This is a genomic window from Nonomuraea sp. NPDC050786 (assembly GCF_040654115.1).
Lineage (GTDB): Bacteria > Actinomycetota > Actinomycetes > Streptosporangiales > Streptosporangiaceae > Nonomuraea.
In genome coordinates this window covers 688081-706723 of the sequence record NZ_JBFAHJ010000001.1, presented here as the reverse complement: position 1 = coordinate 706723, position 18643 = coordinate 688081, and the positions used below count along the sequence as shown (strand labels likewise).

The 18643-nt window shown below is 70.9% G+C and carries 18 protein-coding genes; 6 read left to right on the top strand and 12 right to left on the bottom strand.

Annotated elements, in window-relative coordinates; genetic code table 11:
* Window positions 1-3: 3 nt before the first annotated feature.
* Entirely contained in the window at window positions 4-1107 is a 1104-nt protein-coding gene (gene rho / locus AB0H84_RS03690) for a transcription termination factor Rho (RefSeq protein ID WP_357597573.1), read from the bottom strand.
* Between the two features lie 398 nt (window positions 1108-1505).
* Here rho and AB0H84_RS03685 point away from each other — a divergent pair, with 398 nt between their 5' ends.
* The 3 genes from AB0H84_RS03685 to AB0H84_RS03675 are packed head-to-tail and all read left to right on the top strand — an operon-like array spanning window position 1506 to window position 3319.
* Window positions 1506-1649 (top strand): hypothetical protein, encoded by a 144-nt coding sequence (locus tag AB0H84_RS03685; protein ID WP_357597571.1) that lies wholly within the window; start codon window positions 1506-1508, stop codon window positions 1647-1649.
* Between the two features lie 9 nt (window positions 1650-1658).
* Window positions 1659-2399, top strand: a complete 741-nt coding sequence (locus AB0H84_RS03680; protein WP_357597568.1) for an MBL fold metallo-hydrolase — start codon at window positions 1659-1661, stop codon at window positions 2397-2399.
* A gap of 26 nt (window positions 2400-2425) precedes the next feature.
* Complete coding sequence (locus AB0H84_RS03675) at window positions 2426-3319, top strand: hypothetical protein (protein ID WP_357597565.1); 894 nt, start codon at window positions 2426-2428, stop codon at window positions 3317-3319.
* Window positions 3320-3322: 3 nt separating this feature from the next.
* Here AB0H84_RS03675 and AB0H84_RS03670 read toward each other — a convergent pair whose 3' ends face one another.
* Window positions 3323-5224, bottom strand: a complete 1902-nt coding sequence (locus AB0H84_RS03670) for a nitrate- and nitrite sensing domain-containing protein (RefSeq protein ID WP_357597563.1) — start codon at window positions 5222-5224, stop codon at window positions 3323-3325.
* Between the two features lie 62 nt (window positions 5225-5286).
* On the opposite strand from AB0H84_RS03670, the gene AB0H84_RS03665 reads away from it, so the two are divergent.
* Window positions 5287-5736, top strand: coding sequence for a hypothetical protein (locus tag AB0H84_RS03665; RefSeq protein ID WP_357597560.1), 450 nt, complete (start codon window positions 5287-5289; stop codon window positions 5734-5736).
* On the opposite strand, the gene AB0H84_RS03660 is transcribed toward AB0H84_RS03665, so the two are convergent.
* On the bottom strand, window positions 5701-6057 hold the full coding sequence (locus AB0H84_RS03660) for a hypothetical protein (protein ID WP_357597558.1): 357 nt from the start codon (window positions 6055-6057) through the stop codon (window positions 5701-5703). The genes AB0H84_RS03665 and AB0H84_RS03660 overlap by 36 nt on opposite strands.
* Before the next feature lie 74 nt (window positions 6058-6131).
* On the opposite strand from AB0H84_RS03660, the gene AB0H84_RS03655 reads away from it, so the two are divergent.
* Window positions 6132-6659: a DUF6886 family protein gene (locus AB0H84_RS03655; RefSeq protein ID WP_357597555.1), complete on the top strand. Its 528-nt coding sequence runs from the start codon at window positions 6132-6134 to the stop codon at window positions 6657-6659.
* On the opposite strand, the gene AB0H84_RS03650 is transcribed toward AB0H84_RS03655, so the two are convergent.
* The 7 genes from AB0H84_RS03650 to xylA form a co-directional block, all read right to left on the bottom strand.
* Window positions 6634-7596 (bottom strand): 2-dehydropantoate 2-reductase N-terminal domain-containing protein, encoded by a 963-nt coding sequence (locus AB0H84_RS03650; RefSeq protein ID WP_357597552.1) that lies wholly within the window; start codon window positions 7594-7596, stop codon window positions 6634-6636. The two genes, AB0H84_RS03655 and AB0H84_RS03650, sit on opposite strands and share 26 nt — an antisense overlap.
* A 12-nt stretch (window positions 7597-7608) precedes the next feature.
* Complete coding sequence (locus AB0H84_RS03645) at window positions 7609-8337, bottom strand: glycosyltransferase family 2 protein (protein WP_357597550.1); 729 nt, start codon at window positions 8335-8337, stop codon at window positions 7609-7611.
* Between the two features lie 58 nt (window positions 8338-8395).
* A complete protein-coding gene (locus tag AB0H84_RS03640) occupies window positions 8396-8929 on the bottom strand; it encodes an AAA family ATPase (protein ID WP_357597547.1) in 534 nt (177 codons plus the stop codon).
* Window positions 8926-10539, bottom strand: coding sequence for a lysine--tRNA ligase (gene lysS / locus AB0H84_RS03635; RefSeq protein WP_357597544.1), 1614 nt, complete (start codon window positions 10537-10539; stop codon window positions 8926-8928). Before lysS ends, AB0H84_RS03640 begins: the two co-directional genes overlap by 4 nt.
* Before the next feature lie 418 nt (window positions 10540-10957).
* A complete protein-coding gene (locus tag AB0H84_RS03630; protein WP_357597541.1) occupies window positions 10958-12058 on the bottom strand; it encodes a Gfo/Idh/MocA family oxidoreductase in 1101 nt (366 codons plus the stop codon).
* Window positions 12055-12798, bottom strand: a complete 744-nt coding sequence (locus tag AB0H84_RS03625; protein WP_357597538.1) for a sugar phosphate isomerase/epimerase — start codon at window positions 12796-12798, stop codon at window positions 12055-12057. The genes AB0H84_RS03630 and AB0H84_RS03625 overlap by 4 nt, the downstream gene beginning before the upstream one ends.
* Window positions 12795-13946 (bottom strand): xylose isomerase, encoded by a 1152-nt coding sequence (gene xylA / locus AB0H84_RS03620; RefSeq protein ID WP_357597535.1) that lies wholly within the window; start codon window positions 13944-13946, stop codon window positions 12795-12797. Before xylA ends, AB0H84_RS03625 begins: the two co-directional genes overlap by 4 nt.
* A gap of 90 nt (window positions 13947-14036) precedes the next feature.
* On the opposite strand from xylA, the gene AB0H84_RS03615 reads away from it, so the two are divergent.
* Window positions 14037-15149, top strand: coding sequence for an ROK family transcriptional regulator (locus AB0H84_RS03615; protein ID WP_357597532.1), 1113 nt, complete (start codon window positions 14037-14039; stop codon window positions 15147-15149).
* A gap of 21 nt (window positions 15150-15170) precedes the next feature.
* On the opposite strand, the gene AB0H84_RS03610 is transcribed toward AB0H84_RS03615, so the two are convergent.
* Both AB0H84_RS03610 and AB0H84_RS03605 read right to left on the bottom strand, forming a co-directional pair.
* A complete protein-coding gene (locus AB0H84_RS03610) occupies window positions 15171-15641 on the bottom strand; it encodes a VOC family protein (RefSeq protein WP_357597529.1) in 471 nt (156 codons plus the stop codon).
* 89 nt (window positions 15642-15730) lie between these two features.
* Window positions 15731-18562, bottom strand: a complete 2832-nt coding sequence (locus tag AB0H84_RS03605) for a tetratricopeptide repeat protein (protein ID WP_357597526.1) — start codon at window positions 18560-18562, stop codon at window positions 15731-15733.
* Window positions 18563-18643: the final 81 nt, after the last annotated feature.

Here is an 18643-nt window from a genome sequence, read left to right as displayed (position 1 = left end):
GAGTCAGGCGGCGGTGGCTTCCAGGAGGAAGGCGGCGTTGGAGGGGGTGGTGCGGAGCTTGCCGATGAGGACCTCGAGCCCTTGCTGCCTCTCCAGCCCCGTGAGCATCCGGCGCAGCCGCCACACCACCTGCCGCTCCTCCGCATGCAGCAGGATCTCCTCGCGCCGGGTCCCGGAGGCGTCCAGGTCCACGGCGGGGTACAGCCGGCGCTCGGCCAGCTCGCGGACGAGGTGCAGCTCCATGTTCCCCGTCCCCTTGAACTCCTCGTACAGGTTGTTGTCCATCCGCGACCCCGTGTCGACCAGCGCGGTGGCGAGGATGGTGAGGGAGCCGCCGCCCTCGACGTTGCGGGCGGCGCCGAAGAAGCGCTTGGGCGGGTACAGGGCCCCGGCGTCGATGCCGCCGGTGAGCACCCGGCCGCCGCCGGGCGCCAGGTTGTTGTACGCCCGCCCCAGCCGCGTCAGCGAGTCGAGCAGCAGCACGACGTCCTGGCCGGACTCCACGAGCCGCTTGGCCCGTTCGATGGCCAGCTCGGCGACGGCGGCGTGGTCGCGGTCGGGGTGGTCGAAGGTCGAGGAGAAGATCTCGCCGGAGATCGTGGCGCGCATCTCGGTGACCTCCTCGGGCCGCTCGCCCACGAGGACCACCATGAGGTGCACCTCCGGGTGGTTGCGGCTGATCCCGGCGGCCAGGGCCTGCAGGACCATGGTCTTGCCGGCCTTGGGCGGCGCGACGATGAGGCCACGCTGTCCCTTGCCGATGGGCGCGAACAGATCGATGACGCGCGTGCTGAGCGACTCGGTCTCGATGTTGAGCCGCTCGGTCGGATGTACGGGGGTCAGCTCGGCGAACCGCCGCCGATCGCGCCACTGCGCGGAGCCGTTGACCGACGTGACGCCGACGAGCTTGCTACCGGCGAACGACGCGACGACGTGGTCGCCGGGGCGCAGGTCGAACTGCCGTACCTTGTCGGGCTGAAGGCGGACGTCGCCGGGGCCGGGCAGCTGGCCGGCTCGGATGAACGCGGACTTCTCGCGCACGTCCAGGAGGCCCTCGACCTGGCGGACGGGCACGTCCGCACGCTGTTCAGGAATGTGTACAGACATGGTGAACCCCTTTGGGGGAGACGCGCCTGAGCAGAGCAGGGCGCGGTGGCGAAAAAGGAAGTCGGGCCCTGGAGAGAAGCCGGGGCGGGACTCAGATGAAGAACCAGCGGAGCGGAAGCTCAACGCTTGGTGGCAAGATACCACACCATCTGGCCCAGTAAACGCCTAGCCCTCTTGGGCTATTCCCGGGCCGTTCTCGGAGTTTCTCCGACGGGCGCGGGACGGGACGCGTGACAATGTTCTTCTCGGCACCGTACTGCGAGGAAAATTACCGCGCCCGGTGTACCGGAGGGCACAGAACCCCCATCGAAGCAGCGTCATCGTGTCAAGTGGCATGCAGGACCCCTGCAACTCGGTGAAGGTTCCATAGGACGAACAGAACTCCTTGGGGGAGCACCATGAAGACCGCCAACCGCTGCCCGCGCTGCCACCACGAGCTCGACGAAGGCCCGATCATGTACAGGTGCGCGCACTGCTGCCGCGCCGTCTACGCCGCCGACCTGGAGAACGAGTTCGTTCCCGCGGAGCCCGTAGCCGCCTAACCTGGGCGAGTGGCACATAGACCTATAACCGTCTCCGGCGTCGAGGTGACACCGCTCTGCGACGCCGTGGGCCCCATGGGAGCGGCGCTCCGCCGCCCGCTCGGCGAGATGTTCCTCGGTTCCGGGCTGCAGGACGAGCCGTGGATCCTGCACTTCCACTGCTATCTGATCCGCGACGCGGCCGGTCGCCTGACCCTCGTCGACACCGGCATCGGTGGCGAAGACTCGCCGGCCGCGAGCTGGGCGCCGGTCCCCGGAACGCTTCCGGGCGAGCTGGCCGCCGTGGGCGTCACGCCCGCCGAGATCGGCACCGTCGTCCTCACCCACCTGCACAGCGACCACTCCAGCGGCGTGGTGACCGGCGGCAGGCCGGCGTTCGAGAACGCGCGGTACGTGGTCCAGCAGGCCGAGCTGGACGCCGCGCGCGGCGCGGTGCTCGACACCCTGTTGCCACCGATCAAGGATCAGCTGCACGCGGTGGAGGGCGATGCCGAGGTCTCGCCGGGAGTCCACGTGCACCTCGCGCCCGGCCACACGCCCGGCCACCAGATCGCCAGGGTCGGCGAGGTGGCCATGGTCGGGGACCTCCTGCACCACCCTGTGCAGCTCGACGACCCGGCCATCCGGTACGTCTACGACGACGACCCGGAGACCTCGGCGCGCACCCGCGCGGAGGTGCTCGAGGCGCTGAAGGCCGAGGGGGCGATTCTCGCTCCTGCTCATTTCGGCGAGCCGTTCCTGCGTCTCTGAGCGACTTCCAGGCACGATGTGTAGCCATGAAGACACACATTGTGACCGGCGTCGCTCTTGGCGCCGTTCTGGTGTTCTCGTCGGAAGCGTCGGCCGCGCCCACGCCTGATCTGTCGGGCGCCGTCTACGCCGGATTCGGAAATCAGCTCACCAGGTACGCCGACGGCGAGTGGAGCACGCTCGCCAAGGTCGGTGCAACACCGCAGTTCGCCGCGTCGCCCGACGGCACGAAGGCGGCCTGGGTGACCGAGAACGGGGAGCTCCAGGTCATGGAGGGCGGCAAGGCCAGCACGCTCGTGAACGGGCTCCAGGGCGGCACGCCGTGCCTGACCCCGGTCTGGTCCGCCGACTCGAGCAGGATCGCCTACCCGGCCCAGGGCGACACGATCATGGTCGCCAAGGCCGACGGGAGCGCCGCCCCGGAGAAGGTGGGCACGTCCCCGGGCGTCTGCCACCTCGCCTGGTCGGCCGACGGCCGCTACCTCGCGGGCTACAACACCCAGGGCGACTCCCTCTACCGGCTCAACGCCAAGACCGGCAAGAGCCTCCCGGCCAAGGGGGTCAAGTACATCAACCACGTGCAGAGCCTGTCGCCCGACGGCAGCAAGGCGGTCGTCTCGATCCCGGAGAGCCCGGAGACGCTCGGCGACGGGACCTGGCCGGCCTCGTTCAAGCCGGTCGTGCTCGACATCAAGACGGGCAAGAAGGAGCGGCCGGCGGTCAAGGGCAAGCAGATCGGCGCCTTCTACCTGCCGGACGGCCGCCTCGTGGTGCGTACGGCCGGCACGCGGGGCCAGTCCGGGACCGCCGGCCCCGCGCACAACTCGCTGGTCGTGCTCGACAGCGCGGGGCAGCCGGTCCAGCGGATCGCCGAACCGGCCAAGGCCAGGAACCGGGCGCTGCTGCAGGTCCTGGCGTAGCGGCTAACGTCCGCTCATGGCCGGCTGTTCGGCCAGGAGCGAGGCGGGCAGGGCGACCATCGCGGTCAGGCCGCCGTACGGGGAGGACGCGAGAGTCACCTTGATGCCGTGCCTGGCCGCGAGCCTGCCTACCACGAACAGGCCGAGCCGGTCGCTCTGCGCCAGGTCGAACTCCGGCATCTCGGCCAGCCGCTCGTTGAGCTCGTCCAGCTCGACGCGCGGCAGGCCGAGGCCGCGGTCCTCGATCTCGATCATGATGCCGTGCTGGGTGGTCCCGCTGCGTACGTCCACCCTGGTCTGCGGCGGCGAGAAGAGCGTGGCGTTCTCGATCAGCTCGGCCATCAGGTGGGCCACGTCCGTGACCACCGCGCCGAGCAGGGCGACCTGCGGCGGCTGGAGGATCTCGACCCGCTCGTACTCCTCCACCTCCGCCACGGCCGCGCGGAGCACGTCCAGGATGGGTACGGGATTGCGCCAGCCGCGCCCGGGAGCCTGGTCCGACAGGATGATGAGGCTCTCGGCGTGCCGGCGCATGCGGGTGGTGAGGTGGTCGAGCTTGAACAGGTCCGCCAGCTCCTCGGGCTGCTCCGTGGCCCGCTCCATGGTGTCGAGCTGGAGCAGCTGCCGGTGGAGCAGCGACTGGTTGCGCCTGGCCAGGTTCACGAAGACCTGGCTGACGCCGTGCCGGAGCCTGGCCTGGCTCACCGCGGCCTCGACCGCCGTGGACTGCACGTCGTTGAACGCCTGGACGATGTCGCCGATCTCGGAGGTGCTGGTCCTGACCTCGATCGGGGCCACCTCCTCGGCGGTGGGCGGGGCCGTGTTCGTGCGCAGCCGCTTGACCAGGCCGGCCAGGCGCACCTCGGCCAGCTCCGTGGCGGCGTCGCGGAGCCCGGCCAGCTCGCGGACCAGCCGCTTGCGGAAGCGCAGCGAGACCAGGATCGAGGCGATGACGGCGATCAGGCCCACGCCGCCCGCCACGCCGACCTTGACGAGCATGCTGATGGCCGTCGGCGTCACCCGTCGCACCAGGCTCTGCACGGCCACGGCCTGGTTGCGCTCGACCGCCGCCCACAGGTTCTGGCCGTCCACCGGCCAGGTGGCGGCCGTGGCGGGCAGGCCGTTCGTGACCGCCTGGCCACGGATGGCGTCCTCGGCCGCCTGGAACTCCTTGTAGACCGGCGAGGCGGCCAGCCGGTCGTACGGCCCGCGCAGGCCGGCGTCAAGGTGCGAGAGCGCCTGGGAGAACAGCAGCCGCCTGGTGGCCACCATGCCCGTGAACGCCTCGTGCTCCCGCTGCTCCACCCTGCCCTTGGCCAGCACGATGGAGACCATGGCCAGCTCCCTGGAGAGCAGGTCCTTGGCCTCGCCCATCATGGAGACGGCTCTGGCCTGCTTGTAGAGGGCCATGTCGGGCACCAGGACCATGGAGTCGTACATGCGGAAGGACGCGTCCACGATCTGGCTGTAGGCGTCGATCACGTCCAGCGGCGCGGCGGTCGCGGCGTCCACGTCGCGGCGGACGCCCGCGAGGTGGTCGAGCTGCGTGTTCAGCGCGGCGAGCTGCGCGGTCATCTCGGGTGTCAGGTCGCGCAGGCCCTTGGACAGTCCGCGGAACGTGGCCACGGCCTTGTCCGTGGCCTCGCGCTGCTCGAACACCTTGTCCGCGCCCTGGCCGGTGACCAGGAAGTCCACGGACGCCAGCCGCTCGTCCTGAAGCTGGATGTTGACCCGCTCGGACGGGTCGGCCAGCTTGGTCGCCAGGTCGTTGATGGCCAGCAGGCGCATGCCGTCGCCGCCGGTGAGGCCCGCGGCGAACGCCCAGAGGCCCACCAGGGAGATCAGAGGGACGAGGAGAAGGACGAGGAGTTTCACTGCGATGGGACGGCCACGCGTGGGGGGCATGCGACCTCCGGGTGCATGATGAGATCGCCTCGCAGATTACACCCCCCTTTGGAAGGATTTCTGTGCGTCTTCCGCGTTCTTTCTCCGGCTGGACCATGGCGGTCTTCGGCCTCATCTCCTTCGCACTCGGCCTGCTCGGGCTGATCTCGCCCGACACCATGCTGGCCATGCTGGGGTTCGAGGTGCTCGACGCGCGGGCCACCGGGGACTACACGCTGGTTTATCTGGCCGCCTCGTCGATGGCGGCGGTGAACATGGGGGTTTATTACGTTTTCGCGGCATCTGCGAACTACACGCCGTTCTTCCGGTGGACGGTCCCGTTCAGGCTGGTGACGTTCGCGGTCTTCACCACGCTGGTCCTGACGGGGGCGGCGCCGGGCAAGTTCATCGGCATCGGCCTCTGGGAGGGGCTCGGCGCGCTCATCACCGGGTTCGCGCTCTGGCGCGAGGGCAACCTGCTGCCCTCGCGCCAGGAGTCACGGTCTGGTGTTCTGGGAGCCACGCGAGACTAGGCGGTCGCCGGGTTCGGGGCTGCGTTCCAGCCGCCGTTCCAGCTCTCGCTTCTCGTCCTCCAGCCGGGCCACCCGGTTGGAGGCTTCGGCCCTGGCTCCACGTAGTGCACGGCGGCGCTTCGCGGACCTGCGCGAGCCCGAGCCGATCAGCCAGAGGCCCAACAGCAGGACGGCCGCTGCGGCCGCACCCGCGAGGAACATCTCCACCTGATTGAGCTCGAAGGTGTATCCGAACAGGATGTACCTGGCGCTCTCCTCGGTCAGGACCAAGGCGAGGGCGCCGCCGGCGAGCAGGACCAAGATCAGTCCTAACAGGATCATCCAACTCACCCCTTGTCGTCAGAGCCCGCTCCAACTTCCCCGGGATCGCCGGTGTATGCGCCATGATTGCGTTCATGCGGCCAGAACCGGGACAGGTGCTCCACTTCTCCGAGGACCCGACGATCAAGCGGTTCGTCCCGCACGTGGCGCCGACGTCCATCCGGAAGGAGTCGTACGTCTGGGCGGTCGGCCACGACCGCTGCCCCGACTACTGGTTCCCGCGTGCCTGCCCGCGGGCCATGGCCTGGGTCGGGCCGCGCACCACCGAGGAGGACACGGCCCGGATCATCGGCGCGGGGTGCGGCGACCGGGTGCACGCCGTCGAGTACCGCTGGCTGCAGGCGCTCAGGGAGGTGCGGCTGTACGCGTACCGGCTGCCGGCGGAGCACTTCAAGCCCATCGGGGAGCCGCCGCACGCCGTGGTGTCCACGGTCCCCGTGACGCCGCTCGGCCCGCCCGAGCGGGTCGGCGACCTGTTCGACCTGCACGAGGAGGCGGGGATCCAGCTCAGGGTGCTGCCCAGCCTCTGGCCGTTCTGGGACGAGGTGACCGCCAGCACGCTGGAGTTCAGCGGGATCAGGCTGCGGAACGCCCGTCGATGAGCGCCAGCAGGGTCTCCAGCGGCATCGAGCCCGGCGGCCGCTTCTCCTTGGCGAACCTGTTGGCCTCGCGCCGCAGCACCTCGTTGACCGGGGCGGGCATGCCGTGCAGGCGGCCGAGCAGGACGATCTCGCCGTTGAGGTAGTCGGCCTCGATGGAGCCGCTGCTCCTCGCCAGGCTCTGCCAGGACGAGCCGCCGCCGCGGGCGATCCCGTCGATGGGCCGCACGTCCGCCTTGCGGCCGCGCACGGCGGCCTCCTCCTCGGGCGTCGAGTACGCGATCCCGGCCTCGTCCAGCACGGCCCTGGCCTCGGCCCTGGCCCGCTCGACCACCTTCTCCCTGCCGGGTGCGTGGCCGACGAGCGCCTCCACGGCGTTGCCCAGGTTGCCGAGCAGCTTGCCGTGCTTCCAGCGCATCACGTCGGGCTGGGCCAGGCCCACGAGGCCGCGCTTGCCCAGGTCGTCGGCGATCCGCCGGGCGAGGTCGTCCACACCCTGGGGATAGCGCCCGACGTGCAGGATGCCGGAGTACGGATGTGCGTGCGCTGCCACGATGCCGGGCTCCATGTGCTGCGCGGGCAGCCACACGCACATGCCGTAAACGCGCTCGAACCGCCGCAGGACGGTGCGCTCGTTGTCCACACCGTTCTGAGCGCAGACCACGGGCAGATCGGACGGCCAGCCATCGAGCGCGGCGATGGTGTCCTGTGACTTGGTGGCCACGATCAGCACGTCGTCCTCGCGCACCGGCACGGGGCCGTCGGCGGCGGGGATGTCGAGGGTCTCGGATGACTCGGGGGTGATCAGACGCAGGCCGTCACGCTTGATCGCCGCGTAATGGGCGCCTCTCGCGATGAGGAGAACATCGTGCCCGCCCTGGTGGAGACGGGCCCCGATGGTTCCGCCGACTGCTCCTGCTCCGATCACTATGTAGCGCATTGTCCAAGGATGTCACTTTGCGAGCGCCACTTGGGTCTGCCCCGTCATGGCAGACCCTCGCGCACGCTCGCGCATGATCGTCTTGAGCACGCGCCAGCCGTCGCGCACCGCGTGCAGGTTGCTCGCGCCGTGGATGCGGCAGCGCTCGTGGCTGGGGACCTCGCGGATGATGAGGCCGGCCTGGGCGGCGCGGACGTTCATCAGGGTCTCGATCTCGAAGCCGTCGCAGTCGAGGTCGAGGGCGTCGAGGTGGCAGGCCCAGAAGGCGTTGTAGCCGTAGCAGAGATCGGTGTAGCGGGTGCCGTAGAGGAGGTTCGTCAGTCCGGTGAGGAACTTGTTGCCGAACGAGCGGACCGGGCTGAGGTCGTCCGAGCCGCCACCAGGGGCGTACCTGGAGCCCTTGGCGAAGTCGGCGCCGTTGACGAGCGTGGTGACGAAGGAGTGGATCTCCCGGCCGTCGGTCGAGCCGTCGGCGTCGATCATGACGATGATGTCGCCCCGGGCGGCCTGGAAGCCCTCGATGAGGGCGTTGCCCTTGCCGCGCCGGGTCTGCACGACGACCCGTAGGTCGGGGCGCAGCCTGCGCGCGACGGCAACGGTGTCGTCGGTCGAGTTGCCGTCGACGAGGATGACCTCGTCGATCCAGTGGGGCAGCGTCGCGAAGACATGGGGGATGTTCTCGGCCTCGTTCATCGCCGGGACGATGACACTGACGCTGGCGGCGAAAGGCTGCTTGTTCATGTGCTAAAGGTCACCCCGGACACATGCAAGTCACTTGACGGTTCCTTGCATTGCTCTGTTAATTCAAGATCTCCGCTTCCGCGGCCCTCTTAATGATCTCGTCAACGGTCTCCTGGGGCGTTTTCCGGGTGGTGTCGAGCCATAGTCCGATGCGCGGTGTTTGTGTGCGGAGGACCCTGTCTAGCTGGGCAATCGTCCATCTTCCGCCATATCCGATCTTTGCTCGGGATCTTTCTCGGTGATCGATTTCATCCGCGTCCGGAGTCAGGACGATTACATGGAGAGGGCGAGTGCGAATAAGTCTCGTAAACCGTTCCAAGTCTCCGCCGATAATGACGTCTTGGACTATTGGTGTGAATCCGGCATCGAAATACATGTCGGCCGTGTTGGCCGCTATGCGGTAACGGAGATCGAGTTGGCGGACGGCCTCGTCGGTGGGGTCGGGGGTCATCTCGGCGCGGCCGCCGACGACCATGCGCCGGAACGCGTCACCGCGCACGTGGGCGGAGCGCGGCAGGCGTTCGGCCAGGGCCTGTGCCACGGTGGACTTGCCGGCGGCCATGATGCCGGTGATCAGGACGGCGCCGTTCACGCGCCCACCAGCTTCCGCACCCGGTCGGCGCCCACGGCCAGCAGCAGCGTGGGGAGCCTCGGACCGGTGTCGCGGCCGACCAGGAGCTTGTAGAGCAGGGCGAAGAAGGCCCGCTGCGCCGCCTTCAGCTCGGGCGTCGCCTCGGCGTCCGCCGGCAGCCCGGCCTGGATCTTCGGTACGCCGTACACCAGCGTGGTCAGGCCCGCCGGCGACCAGTCGTCGAGGCCGTCGGCCAGCAGCCGCAGGGCCTCACGCTCGCCGGCGCCGAGCGAGTCGAGCAGCTCCTCGTCGGGTTCGTCGCGCACGCGCGTGCGCTGGTCGGCGGGCACGTGGCCGTCGACCCAGCGCTGGGCCCTGTCGAGGCGGGGGCGGGCCTCGTCGAGCGTCCCGATCGCGTCGAGGTCGCGCAGGATGCGCAGGGTCTGGTCGGCATCGCCGGTCGTGATGTCGACGATGGACGCCAGCGTGCGGTAGGGGACCGGGTGCGGGGTCGCGGGCAGCGGGCCCGCGGCCGTGCTCACGGCCCGGCTGTACGCGGCCAGCTCGGCGGGCTGGGCGTGGCCTTCCGCGACCTTGCGGCCGAGGGCGTCCCACTCGTCGTAGAGCCGCTGGATCTCCTGGTCGAAGGCGATCTTGAAGGACTGGGCCGGCTTGCGGCGGGCGTACAGCCAGCGCAGCACCGGCACCTCCATGATCTCCAGCGCGTCGGAGGGGGTCGGCACGTCACCCTTGGAGCTGCTCATCTTGGCCATGCCGGTGATGCCGACGAACGCGTACATGGGGCCGATCGGCTGCCGGCCGCCGAACACCTCGCCCACGATCTGGCCGCCGACGATCCACGCCGACCCCGGGGAGTGATGATCGACCCCGGACGGCTCGAAGGCCACGCCCTCGTACGCCCAGCGCATCGGCCAGTCGACCTTCCACACCAGCTTGCCGCGGTCGTGCTCGGCCAGCCGCACGGTCTCGCCGAAGCCGCACTCGCACGTGTAGGCCAGCTCGGTGGTCGCGTCGTCGTAGGCGGTGACCGTGGTCAGGTCGCGCTCGCACAGCTCGCAGTACGGCTTGTACGGGAAGTACTCCTCCACCTGCTGTGCCGCCTGCTTCGTACGGTAACGCGACAGCACGGCGTCGATCCTGGCGCGCTCGCGCACGGCCAGCAGGATCTGCTCGCGGTAGGCGCCCTTCGTGTACTGCTCGGTCTGGCTGATGCCGTGGTATTCGACGCCCAGCTGCCGGAGGGCCTCGATCATGGGCGCCTTGAAGTGCTCGGCCCAGTTTCCGTACGGGCTGCCCGGCGGCGCGGGCACGGAGGTCAGCGGCTTGCCGATGTGCTCGGCCCAGGACGGGTCGACGCCCGCGGGCACCCTGCGGAAGCGGTCGTAGTCGTCCCAGGACAGCAGGTGCACGCACTCGACGCCGCGCCGCCGGATCTCGTCGGCGACCAGGTGGGGGGTCATGACCTCGCGCAGGTTGCCCAGATGGATCGGGCCCGACGGGCTCAGGCCCGAGGCGCACACGACCGGTTTGCCGGGCGCGCGACGCTCCGCCTCGGAGATGACCTCGTCCGCGAACCTGGAGACCCAGTCGGTCTCGCCACTCTCCACCATCGTGCCATTCTCGCGGCTTGCTCCTGCCCAAGCCAACGAGTTACCCTTCCTCGCGCTCCGTCACCGGGCTCACCGAGAGTGGCGAGGCGTCTCGGCGTTGACGGTTGGAGGGTCGGCGACGCCCCGGGGGGCACGGTACAGACGGCCGAGCCGCCGGGCGGCGACGAACGCCCCACACCGTCACGCCTCACACGTCCGGCGGCTCGCCACGTCCTCGCAGAGGGCGCCGGCTCCGCGCGGGGATGCCGCGGCCGGGGGCGTCGCGCTGGGTGGCGCCGTGCTGGTTGGCGGCGTGTCTCGGTGGCGGCGTGCCGCGGTCGGTATGGCGTGTCGCGCTTCGCCGCAATGTGGTGGAGGGAAGGGTGCGGCGCCCGGCCGCCGAGGGGCGGGGGGCGCCGCGGGTCAGGGTGAGGAACCGTCAGAGGGTCGAGGCGTACGGGTCCCAGTCCTCTGGAAGGGGTTCGGGTGAGGTGGTGGTGGATGTGATGGGCCGGAACTCGGAGCGCTCGCCCGACTCCGAGATGGCCGCCATGAGCTCCAGCACATGGAAGGCCAGATCGCCCGAGGCCCGGTGCGGCGTGCCCGAACGCAGGGACCTGGCCAGGTCGAGCACGCCGATGCCGCGCCCCGCCGTGGTGCCCGCGACCGGCCGCTCGTGCCAGTCCGTGTCGTGCAGCCCCCGAGCCAGCAGAGGCCCCTCGAACGTGTTGGGATCGGGGAGCGACAGGGCGCCCTCGGAGCCGATGATCTCGATGGTCCGGCGGTTGATCGGTGAGTCGAAGCTGAAGGTGGCAGCGGCGGTGGCCGCCCCCGGGAAGTCGAGCAGCGCGTTGACGTGCGTCGGGACGTCCACGGGGAAGACCTTGCCCTCCTTCGGCCCCGAGCCGACCACGCGGTGCAGGCGCGCCCTGCGCGTGCCGGCCGCCACCCGGGTGACGGGGCCGAGCAGGGACACCAGCGCGGTCAGGTAGTACGGGCCGAGGTCGAAGAGCGGGCCGCCGCCCGGCTGGTAGAAGAACTCCGGGTTGGGATGCCAGGACTCGGGGCCGAGGCTCTGCGTGGCCGCCGTGACGGCCACCGGCTCGCCGATGAGGCCGGAGCGCAGGGCGTGCAGGGCCGACTGGAGCCCGGCTCCTAAGAAGGTGTCGGGCGCGCCGCCGACCCGCAGGCCCAGGTTGGCGGCCTCCGTCACGATCTTGGTGGCCTCGTCCAGGTCCATGGCCATCGGCTTCTCGCCGTACACGTGCTTGCCGGCGCGCAGCGACTCCAGCGCGACGGCCGCGTGCGCGGACGGGACGGTGAGATTGACGACGATCTCGACCTCGGGCACCGCCAGGACGGTGGCGAGGGCGCCCGACACGGGCACGCCGTGCTCGGCCGCGACCGCGGCGGCCCGCTCGGTGTCGATGTCCGCGACACCGAGCACGCGCACGTCGGGGAAGGCTGTGAGGTTGCGGAGGTACTGGCCACTGATGTTCCCGGCGCCGACCAGGGCGACACCGACGGGGCCGTTGCTCAAGAGCCCTCCAGAGAGGTGAGGTAGGCGTGGCTGTCGGCCAGGGCGGCGAAGATGTCGGTCGCGCATTCGTCGAGCTCAACGATGCGCCAGGCGTCCGGGGCGGCGGCGAGGATCTCGGGCACGGGCATGACGCCCCTGCCCACCGCGGTGTGCGGCTCGCCCTTGACCACCGGCCCGTCCTTGACGTGCAGCGCCAGGGTGCGTTCCGCCAGGCTGCCGAGCAGGGCGGGCACGTCGGCGCCGCCCACGGCCGCCCAGTACGTGTCGATCTCCAGGAACACCTCGGGAGCGAGCAGGTCGGCCAGCGCCTCGAGGGCGTGCCGGCCGTCGATCCGCGGCTCGATCTCCCACCAATGGTTGTGGTACCCGATCCGCATCCCGTACCGCGCCGCCTGCTCGGCCAGCCCGTTCAGCAGGTCGGCCGTGCGCGAGAGCCCGTCGCGCGTGGTGAACTCCTCGTGCGCGATGCCGCCAGGGACGATCACCAGGTCGGTGCCGATCGTGGCGATGGCGTCGAAGACCTCGGCGGGCTCCTTGCTGAGCAGCGCGTACGCGTGCGTGCTCGAGACGCTCAACCCCAGGTCGTCGACCACCTCGCGGAAGCCCTTGGGATCGGTCGTGGGGTCGTAGGGCTCCACGGACCGGTAGCCGACCTCCGCGATCCGGCTCAGCACCGTGTCGCGGTCGGCCGCCAGCGCGTCCCTGACGGTGTAGAGCTGGACGCTGATCGGTTTGGTCATCCGCGTACCCCCAGGAGGTGCTCGAGCGCGAGCTGGTTGAGCCGGGTGAAGTGGAAGCCGCGGGCGGCCGCCGCCTCCGGGTCGAAGTCGTCCTTGGCCAGGTCGGCCCAGGTCTCGCCCGGCGCCAGCGTAGGCTGCGCCAGCTCGTCCACGCGGGAGGCGCGCAGGGCCTCCTGGACCTCGGGGTCGGCGCGGAAGATCCGCGACTTCTCCTTGAGGATCAGGTACGTGCGCATGTTCGCCGCGGCCGAGTCCCACACGTCCTGGGCGTCCTCGGTACGCAGCGGCTTGTAGTCGAAGTGGCGCGGCCCGTCGTAGCCGCCGTTCTCCAGCAGGTCGACCAGGAAGAAGGCGCTCTTCAGGTCGCCGTGGCCGAAGATCAGGTCCTGGTCGTACTTCGGCCCGTGCTGGCCGTTGAGGTCGATGTGGAAGAGCTTGCCGTGCCAGAGCGCCTGGGCGATGCCGTGCACGAAGTTGAGCCCGGCCATCTGCTCGTGGCCGACCTCGGGGTTGAGACCCACCATCTCGGGGTGCTCCAGCTCGTTGATCAGCGCCAGGGCGTGGCCGATCGTGGGCAGGAGGATGTCGCCGCGGGGCTCGTTCGGCTTGGGCTCGAGGGCGAAGCGGATGTCGTAGCCGCGCTCGCGCACGTACGAGCAGAGCGTGTCGAGGCCCTCCTTGTAGCGGTCGAGCGCGGCCTTGACGTCCTTGGCCGCGTCCGACTCGGCGCCCTCGCGGCCGCCCCAGCACACGTAGGTCTTGGCGCCCAGCGAGGCGGCCAGGTCGATGTTCTTGATCACCTTGCGCAGCGCGTACCGGCGGACGTCGCGGTCGTTGCTGGTGAACGCGCCGTCCTTGAAGACCGGGTGCGTGAAGAGGTTGGTGGTCGCCATCGGCACCTTCATGCCGGTCTCGTCCAGGGCCTTCCTGAACGCCGCGATGGCCTTGTCCCTGTCGGGCTCGACGGCGAGCAGGTCGTCGTCGTGGAACGTGACGCCGTACGCGCCGAGCTCGGAGAGCCGGTGGACGGTCTCGACCGGGTCGAGGGGCGCCCGGGAGGCGTCGCCGAACGGGTCGCGCGCCTGCCAGCCGACCGTCCAGAGGCCGAAGGTGAACTGGTCGGTCGGGGTCGGGATGAAATTGGCCATTCGAGTGCGCTCCTCGGGATTAGTCCATAATCTGTACATAATCCTGAGGAGGTGAGCATGGTGGCGTCAAGAGGGGTCCGGCATGATTCCATGCGTGCCCGTAATCTGGCCGTAGTACTCGGCGCCATTCACCGATCAGGACCTCACACCAGGGCGGCGCTCGCCGAGCTGACGGGACTCACCAAGACCACCGTCTCCAGCCTGGTCTCCGACCTCCTGGACGCGGGGGTGGTGACGGAGAGCGGGGTCGTGCGGGGCGGCGAGCGAGGGCGGCCGGGGGTGGCCGTGAGCCTGAGCGGGCACCGGGTGGCCACGCTGGGGCTGGAGATCAACATCGACTACCTGGCCGCGTGCGTCGTCGATCTCACCCGAGAGGTGCGGCTGCGCCGTACGCGGCGGGCCGACAACCGCAACTCGGACCCGGCGGACATCCTGGCGAGCCTGCGCGACCTCGTGAAGGAGACGACGGCCGAGGCGGAGCAGGCCGGGCTGCGCGTCATCGGCGCGGCGCTCGCCGTGCCCGGCACGGTCGAGGGCGAGGTGCTGCGTAGCGCGCCACACCTCGGCTGGCGGGACGTACGCGTCGCGGACCTGGTCGACCTGCCGTTCGCGATCGACAACGAGGCGAACCTGGCGGCGCTCGGCGAGCTCTGGTTCGGCTCGCAGGCGGCGGACTTCCTCTACGTGTCCGGCGAGATCGGCATCGGCGCCGGGCTCGTGGTGGGCGGGACGGTGTTCAGGGGGACGTTCGGGCTGGCGGGCGAGCTGGGTCACGTCGTCGTCGTGCCCGACGGGCCGGCCTGCCGGTGCGGCGGCCGGGGCTGCCTGGAGGTGTACGCCGGGCAGGACGCACTGCTCGGCGCGCTGCCCGAGGTCACCTCGCTGGTCGCGCGGCTGGAGTCGGGCGACCGGCCGGCGCTGGAGGCGTGCGAGCGGGCCGGGCACGCCCTCGGCGTGGCGCTCACCTCGGCCGTCCACCTCCTCGACCCCGGCCGGATCGTGCTGGGCGGGATCTACGCGCCGCTGTTCCCCTGGCTGCAGGGGCCGGTGTCGGAGGGGCTGGGGGCCCGCCTGGGGCAGATGCGCGGCACGCCCCCCGCCCTCGTGGTGTCGGAGACCGGCCCGGACGCGGCCGTGCTGGGCGCGGCGGGCCTGATCATCCAGCAGGTCATCGCCGAGCCCGCCCAGCTGCTCGGTCTTTAGCCCCCGACAGCCGCACCGGCTCTAGCCGTTGGCGGCCGCCTCCAGGGCCGCGACGTCGATCTTCTGCATGCCGAGCATGGCCTGCATGGCCCGCTGGGCCCTGGCCGGGTCGGGGTCGCTGAGCAGCTCCTGAAGCCGGCGCGGGATGATCTGCCAGGACAGGCCGTACTTGTCCTTGAGCCAGCCGCAGTGCGACTCCTCGCCGCCCTCGGTGAGCCTCGCCCACAGCTCCTCCACCTCCTCCTGCGAGTCGCAGTCGACGTAGAGCGAGACGGCCTCGGTGAACGTGAACTGCGGGCCGCCGTTCAGCGCGATGAACCGCTGCCCGGCCAGCTCGAACGTCACGATCATGGCCGTCCCCGCCGGGCCGGGGCCGGCGTCGCCGTAGCGGTGGACCTCCAGGACACGCGAGTCCTTGAAGAGCGAGGTGTAGAAGGCGGCGGCCTCCTCGGCCTGGTTGTCGAACCAGAGGTACGTGGTGATCTTCTGCATGGTGTTCTCCCTTCCTACGAGGTCTTCCACCAACGCGTCGAACTCGCCCGGACCGGATCGACAGACCGGATCAGATTTTTGAAGGCGTCTTACTCCAGCTCCGCGATGAAGGCCGCGATCTGCCCGGCCTCGGGCACGTCGAGGCCGGTGTACAGCTCCAGCGCCTGCTTGGCGTGATCGCGGGCCAAGTCCAGGCGGCCGCGATCACGGTGGATGCGCGCCAGGCCCTCGTGGGCGCGGGCCTCCTCCGGCCGGTTGCCCAGCTCGCGCGCGATGGCGAGGGCCTGGTCGTGGTAGGCCGTGGCCGGTTCGGGATCACCGGCGAGCCGGGCGGCCTCTCCCAGCCCGTTGAGCGGCGCGGCCTCGTCGCCGCGGTTGCCCAGCTCGCGGTAGAGCTCCAGCGCCTGCCGGTGGTGGTCACGGGCCTGCGCGTGCTGCCCCTGGCGCTGGTGGACGTGGCCGAGGAGATCCAGTGCCTGGGCCTCGCCGTTGCGGTTGCCGAACTCGCGATGCAGCCGCAGCGCCCGGCGCAGATGGTCGAGGGCCTGCGGGTACCGTCCCTGCCGCTCGTGGGCGACGCCGAGGTTGCTCAGCGTGTAGGCCTCCCCGACGCGGTTGCCGATCTCTCGGCTCAGCTCGAGTGCCTGGGTCAGATGGCGCTCCGCCTCGTCGTACGAGTGCTGCCGCAGGCGTACGTTCCCCGACGTGTTGTGCGCCCGCGACGCGCCGAGCCGGTCTCCGCTCTCGAGGCACAGCTCCAGGGCCGGCCGGCAGGTCTCGTACGACTTCTCGTAACGCCCCTGCCGCCAGTAGACCCACGCCAGATCGAGCAGGGCCCGCGCCTCGGCCGCCGGGTCGCCCTGGCGGCGCGCGGCGTCCAGGGCCTTTGTGTGCAAGGTGATCGCGTCGGCGTGATGGGCGTGCCCGTCGAGATAGGGGTGCACGATGGTCGCCAGCTGACCGGCGTGGAGGGGCCAGTCGCCGTCGGCCGCGCGGCTGCCCGCGGCGACGAGGTTGGCGCGCTCGGCGGCCAGCCACGCGCCCGCCTCGGCGGCCTCCCGCAAGGGCGCGGCCTGCGACTCCGTCTCCGGGATCACCGGCCTGCGGAGCCCGCCGAACGGATAGACCAGGGCCATCGCCGTGGCCGCGGTGCTCCGGTAATGGTCGAGCAGCCGGGTCACGGCGTCATGCCGGGCCTCGTCGCTCTCCTCGGCCGCCGCGGTGGCGCGCGCGTGCTCGCGCAGCAGGTCGTGGAAGGTGTAGCGGCCGGGCTGGTGCTGGGCGAGGACATGGGCGTCCAGCAGCTCCTCCAGCAGCGTCTCGGCGTCGTCGGCCGACACGCCGGCCAGCGCCGCGGCGGCGTGGGTGTCGATGTCGCGCCCTGGGTGCACGCCCAGCAGCCGGAACATGCGCCGCTCCGCGGCGTCCAGGTGCTCGTACGACAGCGTGAACGCGGCCGCCACCCCCCGGTCGGGCGTGGACAGCTCGGCCAGCCGGCGGCGCTTGTCACGCAGCCGGTCGGCCAGGTACGCGACGGTCCAGCGGGGGCGATGGTGCAGCCTCGCGGCGGCGATCCGCACGGCCAGCGGCAGGAACCCGCAGAGCTGCAGCACGTCGAGCACCGCGTTCGGCTCGGCCTTCGCCCGCTCTCCCACGATCGAGGTGAACAGCGCCTCGCCGTCCCTGGCCGTCAGCACCTCCACGGAGAGCGCACGGGCGCCGTCGAGGTCGACCAGCCGGCGGCGGCTGGTGACGAGGACGAGGCTGTCGGAGGCGCCGGGCAGCAGGGGGCGTACGTGATCGGTGTCGGCGGCGTTGTCCAGCACGATCACGGCACGGCGCGCGGCGAGCTCGGCCCGCCACAGCGCGGAGCGCGCGGCGTCCGAGGCCGGGATGCGTTCGGCCGGCACCCCGAGCTGGCGCAGCAGCGTCTCCAGCGCGGCTCCGGCTTCGACCGGCTCGTGTCCCGCCGTGTGCGCCTGCAGGTCGACGAAGAGCTGCCCGTCGGGGTAGCGCTCGGCGAGCCGGTGCGCGGCGTGGATCGCCAGCGCCGTCTTGCCGATGCCGGCCATCCCGTCGATGGCCACGATCGTCATGCCGGACCGGGGCCCGGCGATCCGCTCGAGCTCGGCGGCCCGGCCGGCGAAGTCGGGGATGTCGTACGGCAGGAAGTTCGCCGGGCGTCCGGGCTCGCGTACGGGCTCCTCCCGCGCCTGGACCTGCAGGCTCGGATCGTCACGGAGGATCGCCTGCTCGAGCGCCACGAAAGCGCGGCCGGGATCCAGCCCCTGCTGCTCGACCAGTGACTCGCGCAGCGAGCGGGCCACCGACAGCGCATCGGCCTGCCGCCCCGCGCGATGCAGGGCGAGCATCAGCTGCCCCGCCAGCCGCTCCCGCAGCGGGTGCGCCGCCACGTGCGCGGACAGCTCGTCGATCAGCTCCTCGTGCCGGCCCAGCGACAGCTCGATGTCCGCCAGGCGCTCGACGGCCGCCAGGCGGCGCTGCTCCAGCCGGGCGCGGGAGCTCTCGACGTAGTCCGCTGCCACGTCAGCCAGCGGCTGGCCCCGCCACAGCCGCAACGCCTCGCGTATCCGCTGGACGGCGTCGGGATCGTCGGCGGCCTTGGGGACGGCCGCCACCTGGCTGGTGAACTCCTCCAGATCCAGCCACTCGGGCTCGATCACGTATCCGCCCGACCGGGTCGAGAGCTGCTGTGCGACCCCGGCCTCGCGGAGCACCCGGCGGATCGCGGTGATGGCGGCCTGGATCTGCGAGCGCGCCGTGTCCGGCGGCGTCAGCCCCCACACCGCGTCGATCAGCTGGTCGGCGGTCAGTACGGCGCGGGCATGCAGCAGCAGGTACGCCAGGACCGCCCGATGACGTGGCGCCAGACCGGTCAGCTCCTGGTCGTCATCCTTCACCTGAACGGGCCCCAGGACAGCGAACCGAACGCCCAACCCACCCTCCCGAACGGGACATATAGGCCGCCCATAGCGGACGCA

Excerpts from the sequence above, each read along its gene's own strand:
- AB0H84_RS03655 (WP_357597555.1), top strand. The coding sequence starts at position 6,132 with ATGCGGCCAGAACCGGGACAGGTGCTCCACTTCTCCGAGGACCCGACG.
- AB0H84_RS03610 (WP_357597529.1), bottom strand. The coding sequence starts at position 15,641 with ATGCAGAAGATCACCACGTACCTCTGGTTCGACAACCAGGCCGAGGAG.
- AB0H84_RS03645 (WP_357597550.1), bottom strand. The coding sequence starts at position 8,337 with ATGAACAAGCAGCCTTTCGCCGCCAGCGTCAGTGTCATCGTCCCGGCG.
- lysS (WP_357597544.1), bottom strand. The coding sequence starts at position 10,539 with ATGGTGGAGAGTGGCGAGACCGACTGGGTCTCCAGGTTCGCGGACGAG.
- AB0H84_RS03670 (WP_357597563.1), bottom strand. The coding sequence starts at position 5,224 with ATGCCCCCCACGCGTGGCCGTCCCATCGCAGTGAAACTCCTCGTCCTT.
- AB0H84_RS03625 (WP_357597538.1), bottom strand. The coding sequence starts at position 12,798 with ATGACCAAACCGATCAGCGTCCAGCTCTACACCGTCAGGGACGCGCTG.
- rho (WP_357597573.1), bottom strand. The coding sequence starts at position 1,107 with ATGTCTGTACACATTCCTGAACAGCGTGCGGACGTGCCCGTCCGCCAG.
- AB0H84_RS03675 (WP_357597565.1), top strand. The coding sequence starts at position 2,426 with ATGAAGACACACATTGTGACCGGCGTCGCTCTTGGCGCCGTTCTGGTG.
- AB0H84_RS03685 (WP_357597571.1), top strand. The coding sequence starts at position 1,506 with ATGAAGACCGCCAACCGCTGCCCGCGCTGCCACCACGAGCTCGACGAA.
- AB0H84_RS03650 (WP_357597552.1), bottom strand. The coding sequence starts at position 7,596 with ATGCGCTACATAGTGATCGGAGCAGGAGCAGTCGGCGGAACCATCGGG.
- AB0H84_RS03615 (WP_357597532.1), top strand. The coding sequence starts at position 14,037 with ATGCGTGCCCGTAATCTGGCCGTAGTACTCGGCGCCATTCACCGATCA.
- AB0H84_RS03660 (WP_357597558.1), bottom strand. The coding sequence starts at position 6,057 with ATGATCCTGTTAGGACTGATCTTGGTCCTGCTCGCCGGCGGCGCCCTC.
- xylA (WP_357597535.1), bottom strand. The coding sequence starts at position 13,946 with ATGGCCAATTTCATCCCGACCCCGACCGACCAGTTCACCTTCGGCCTC.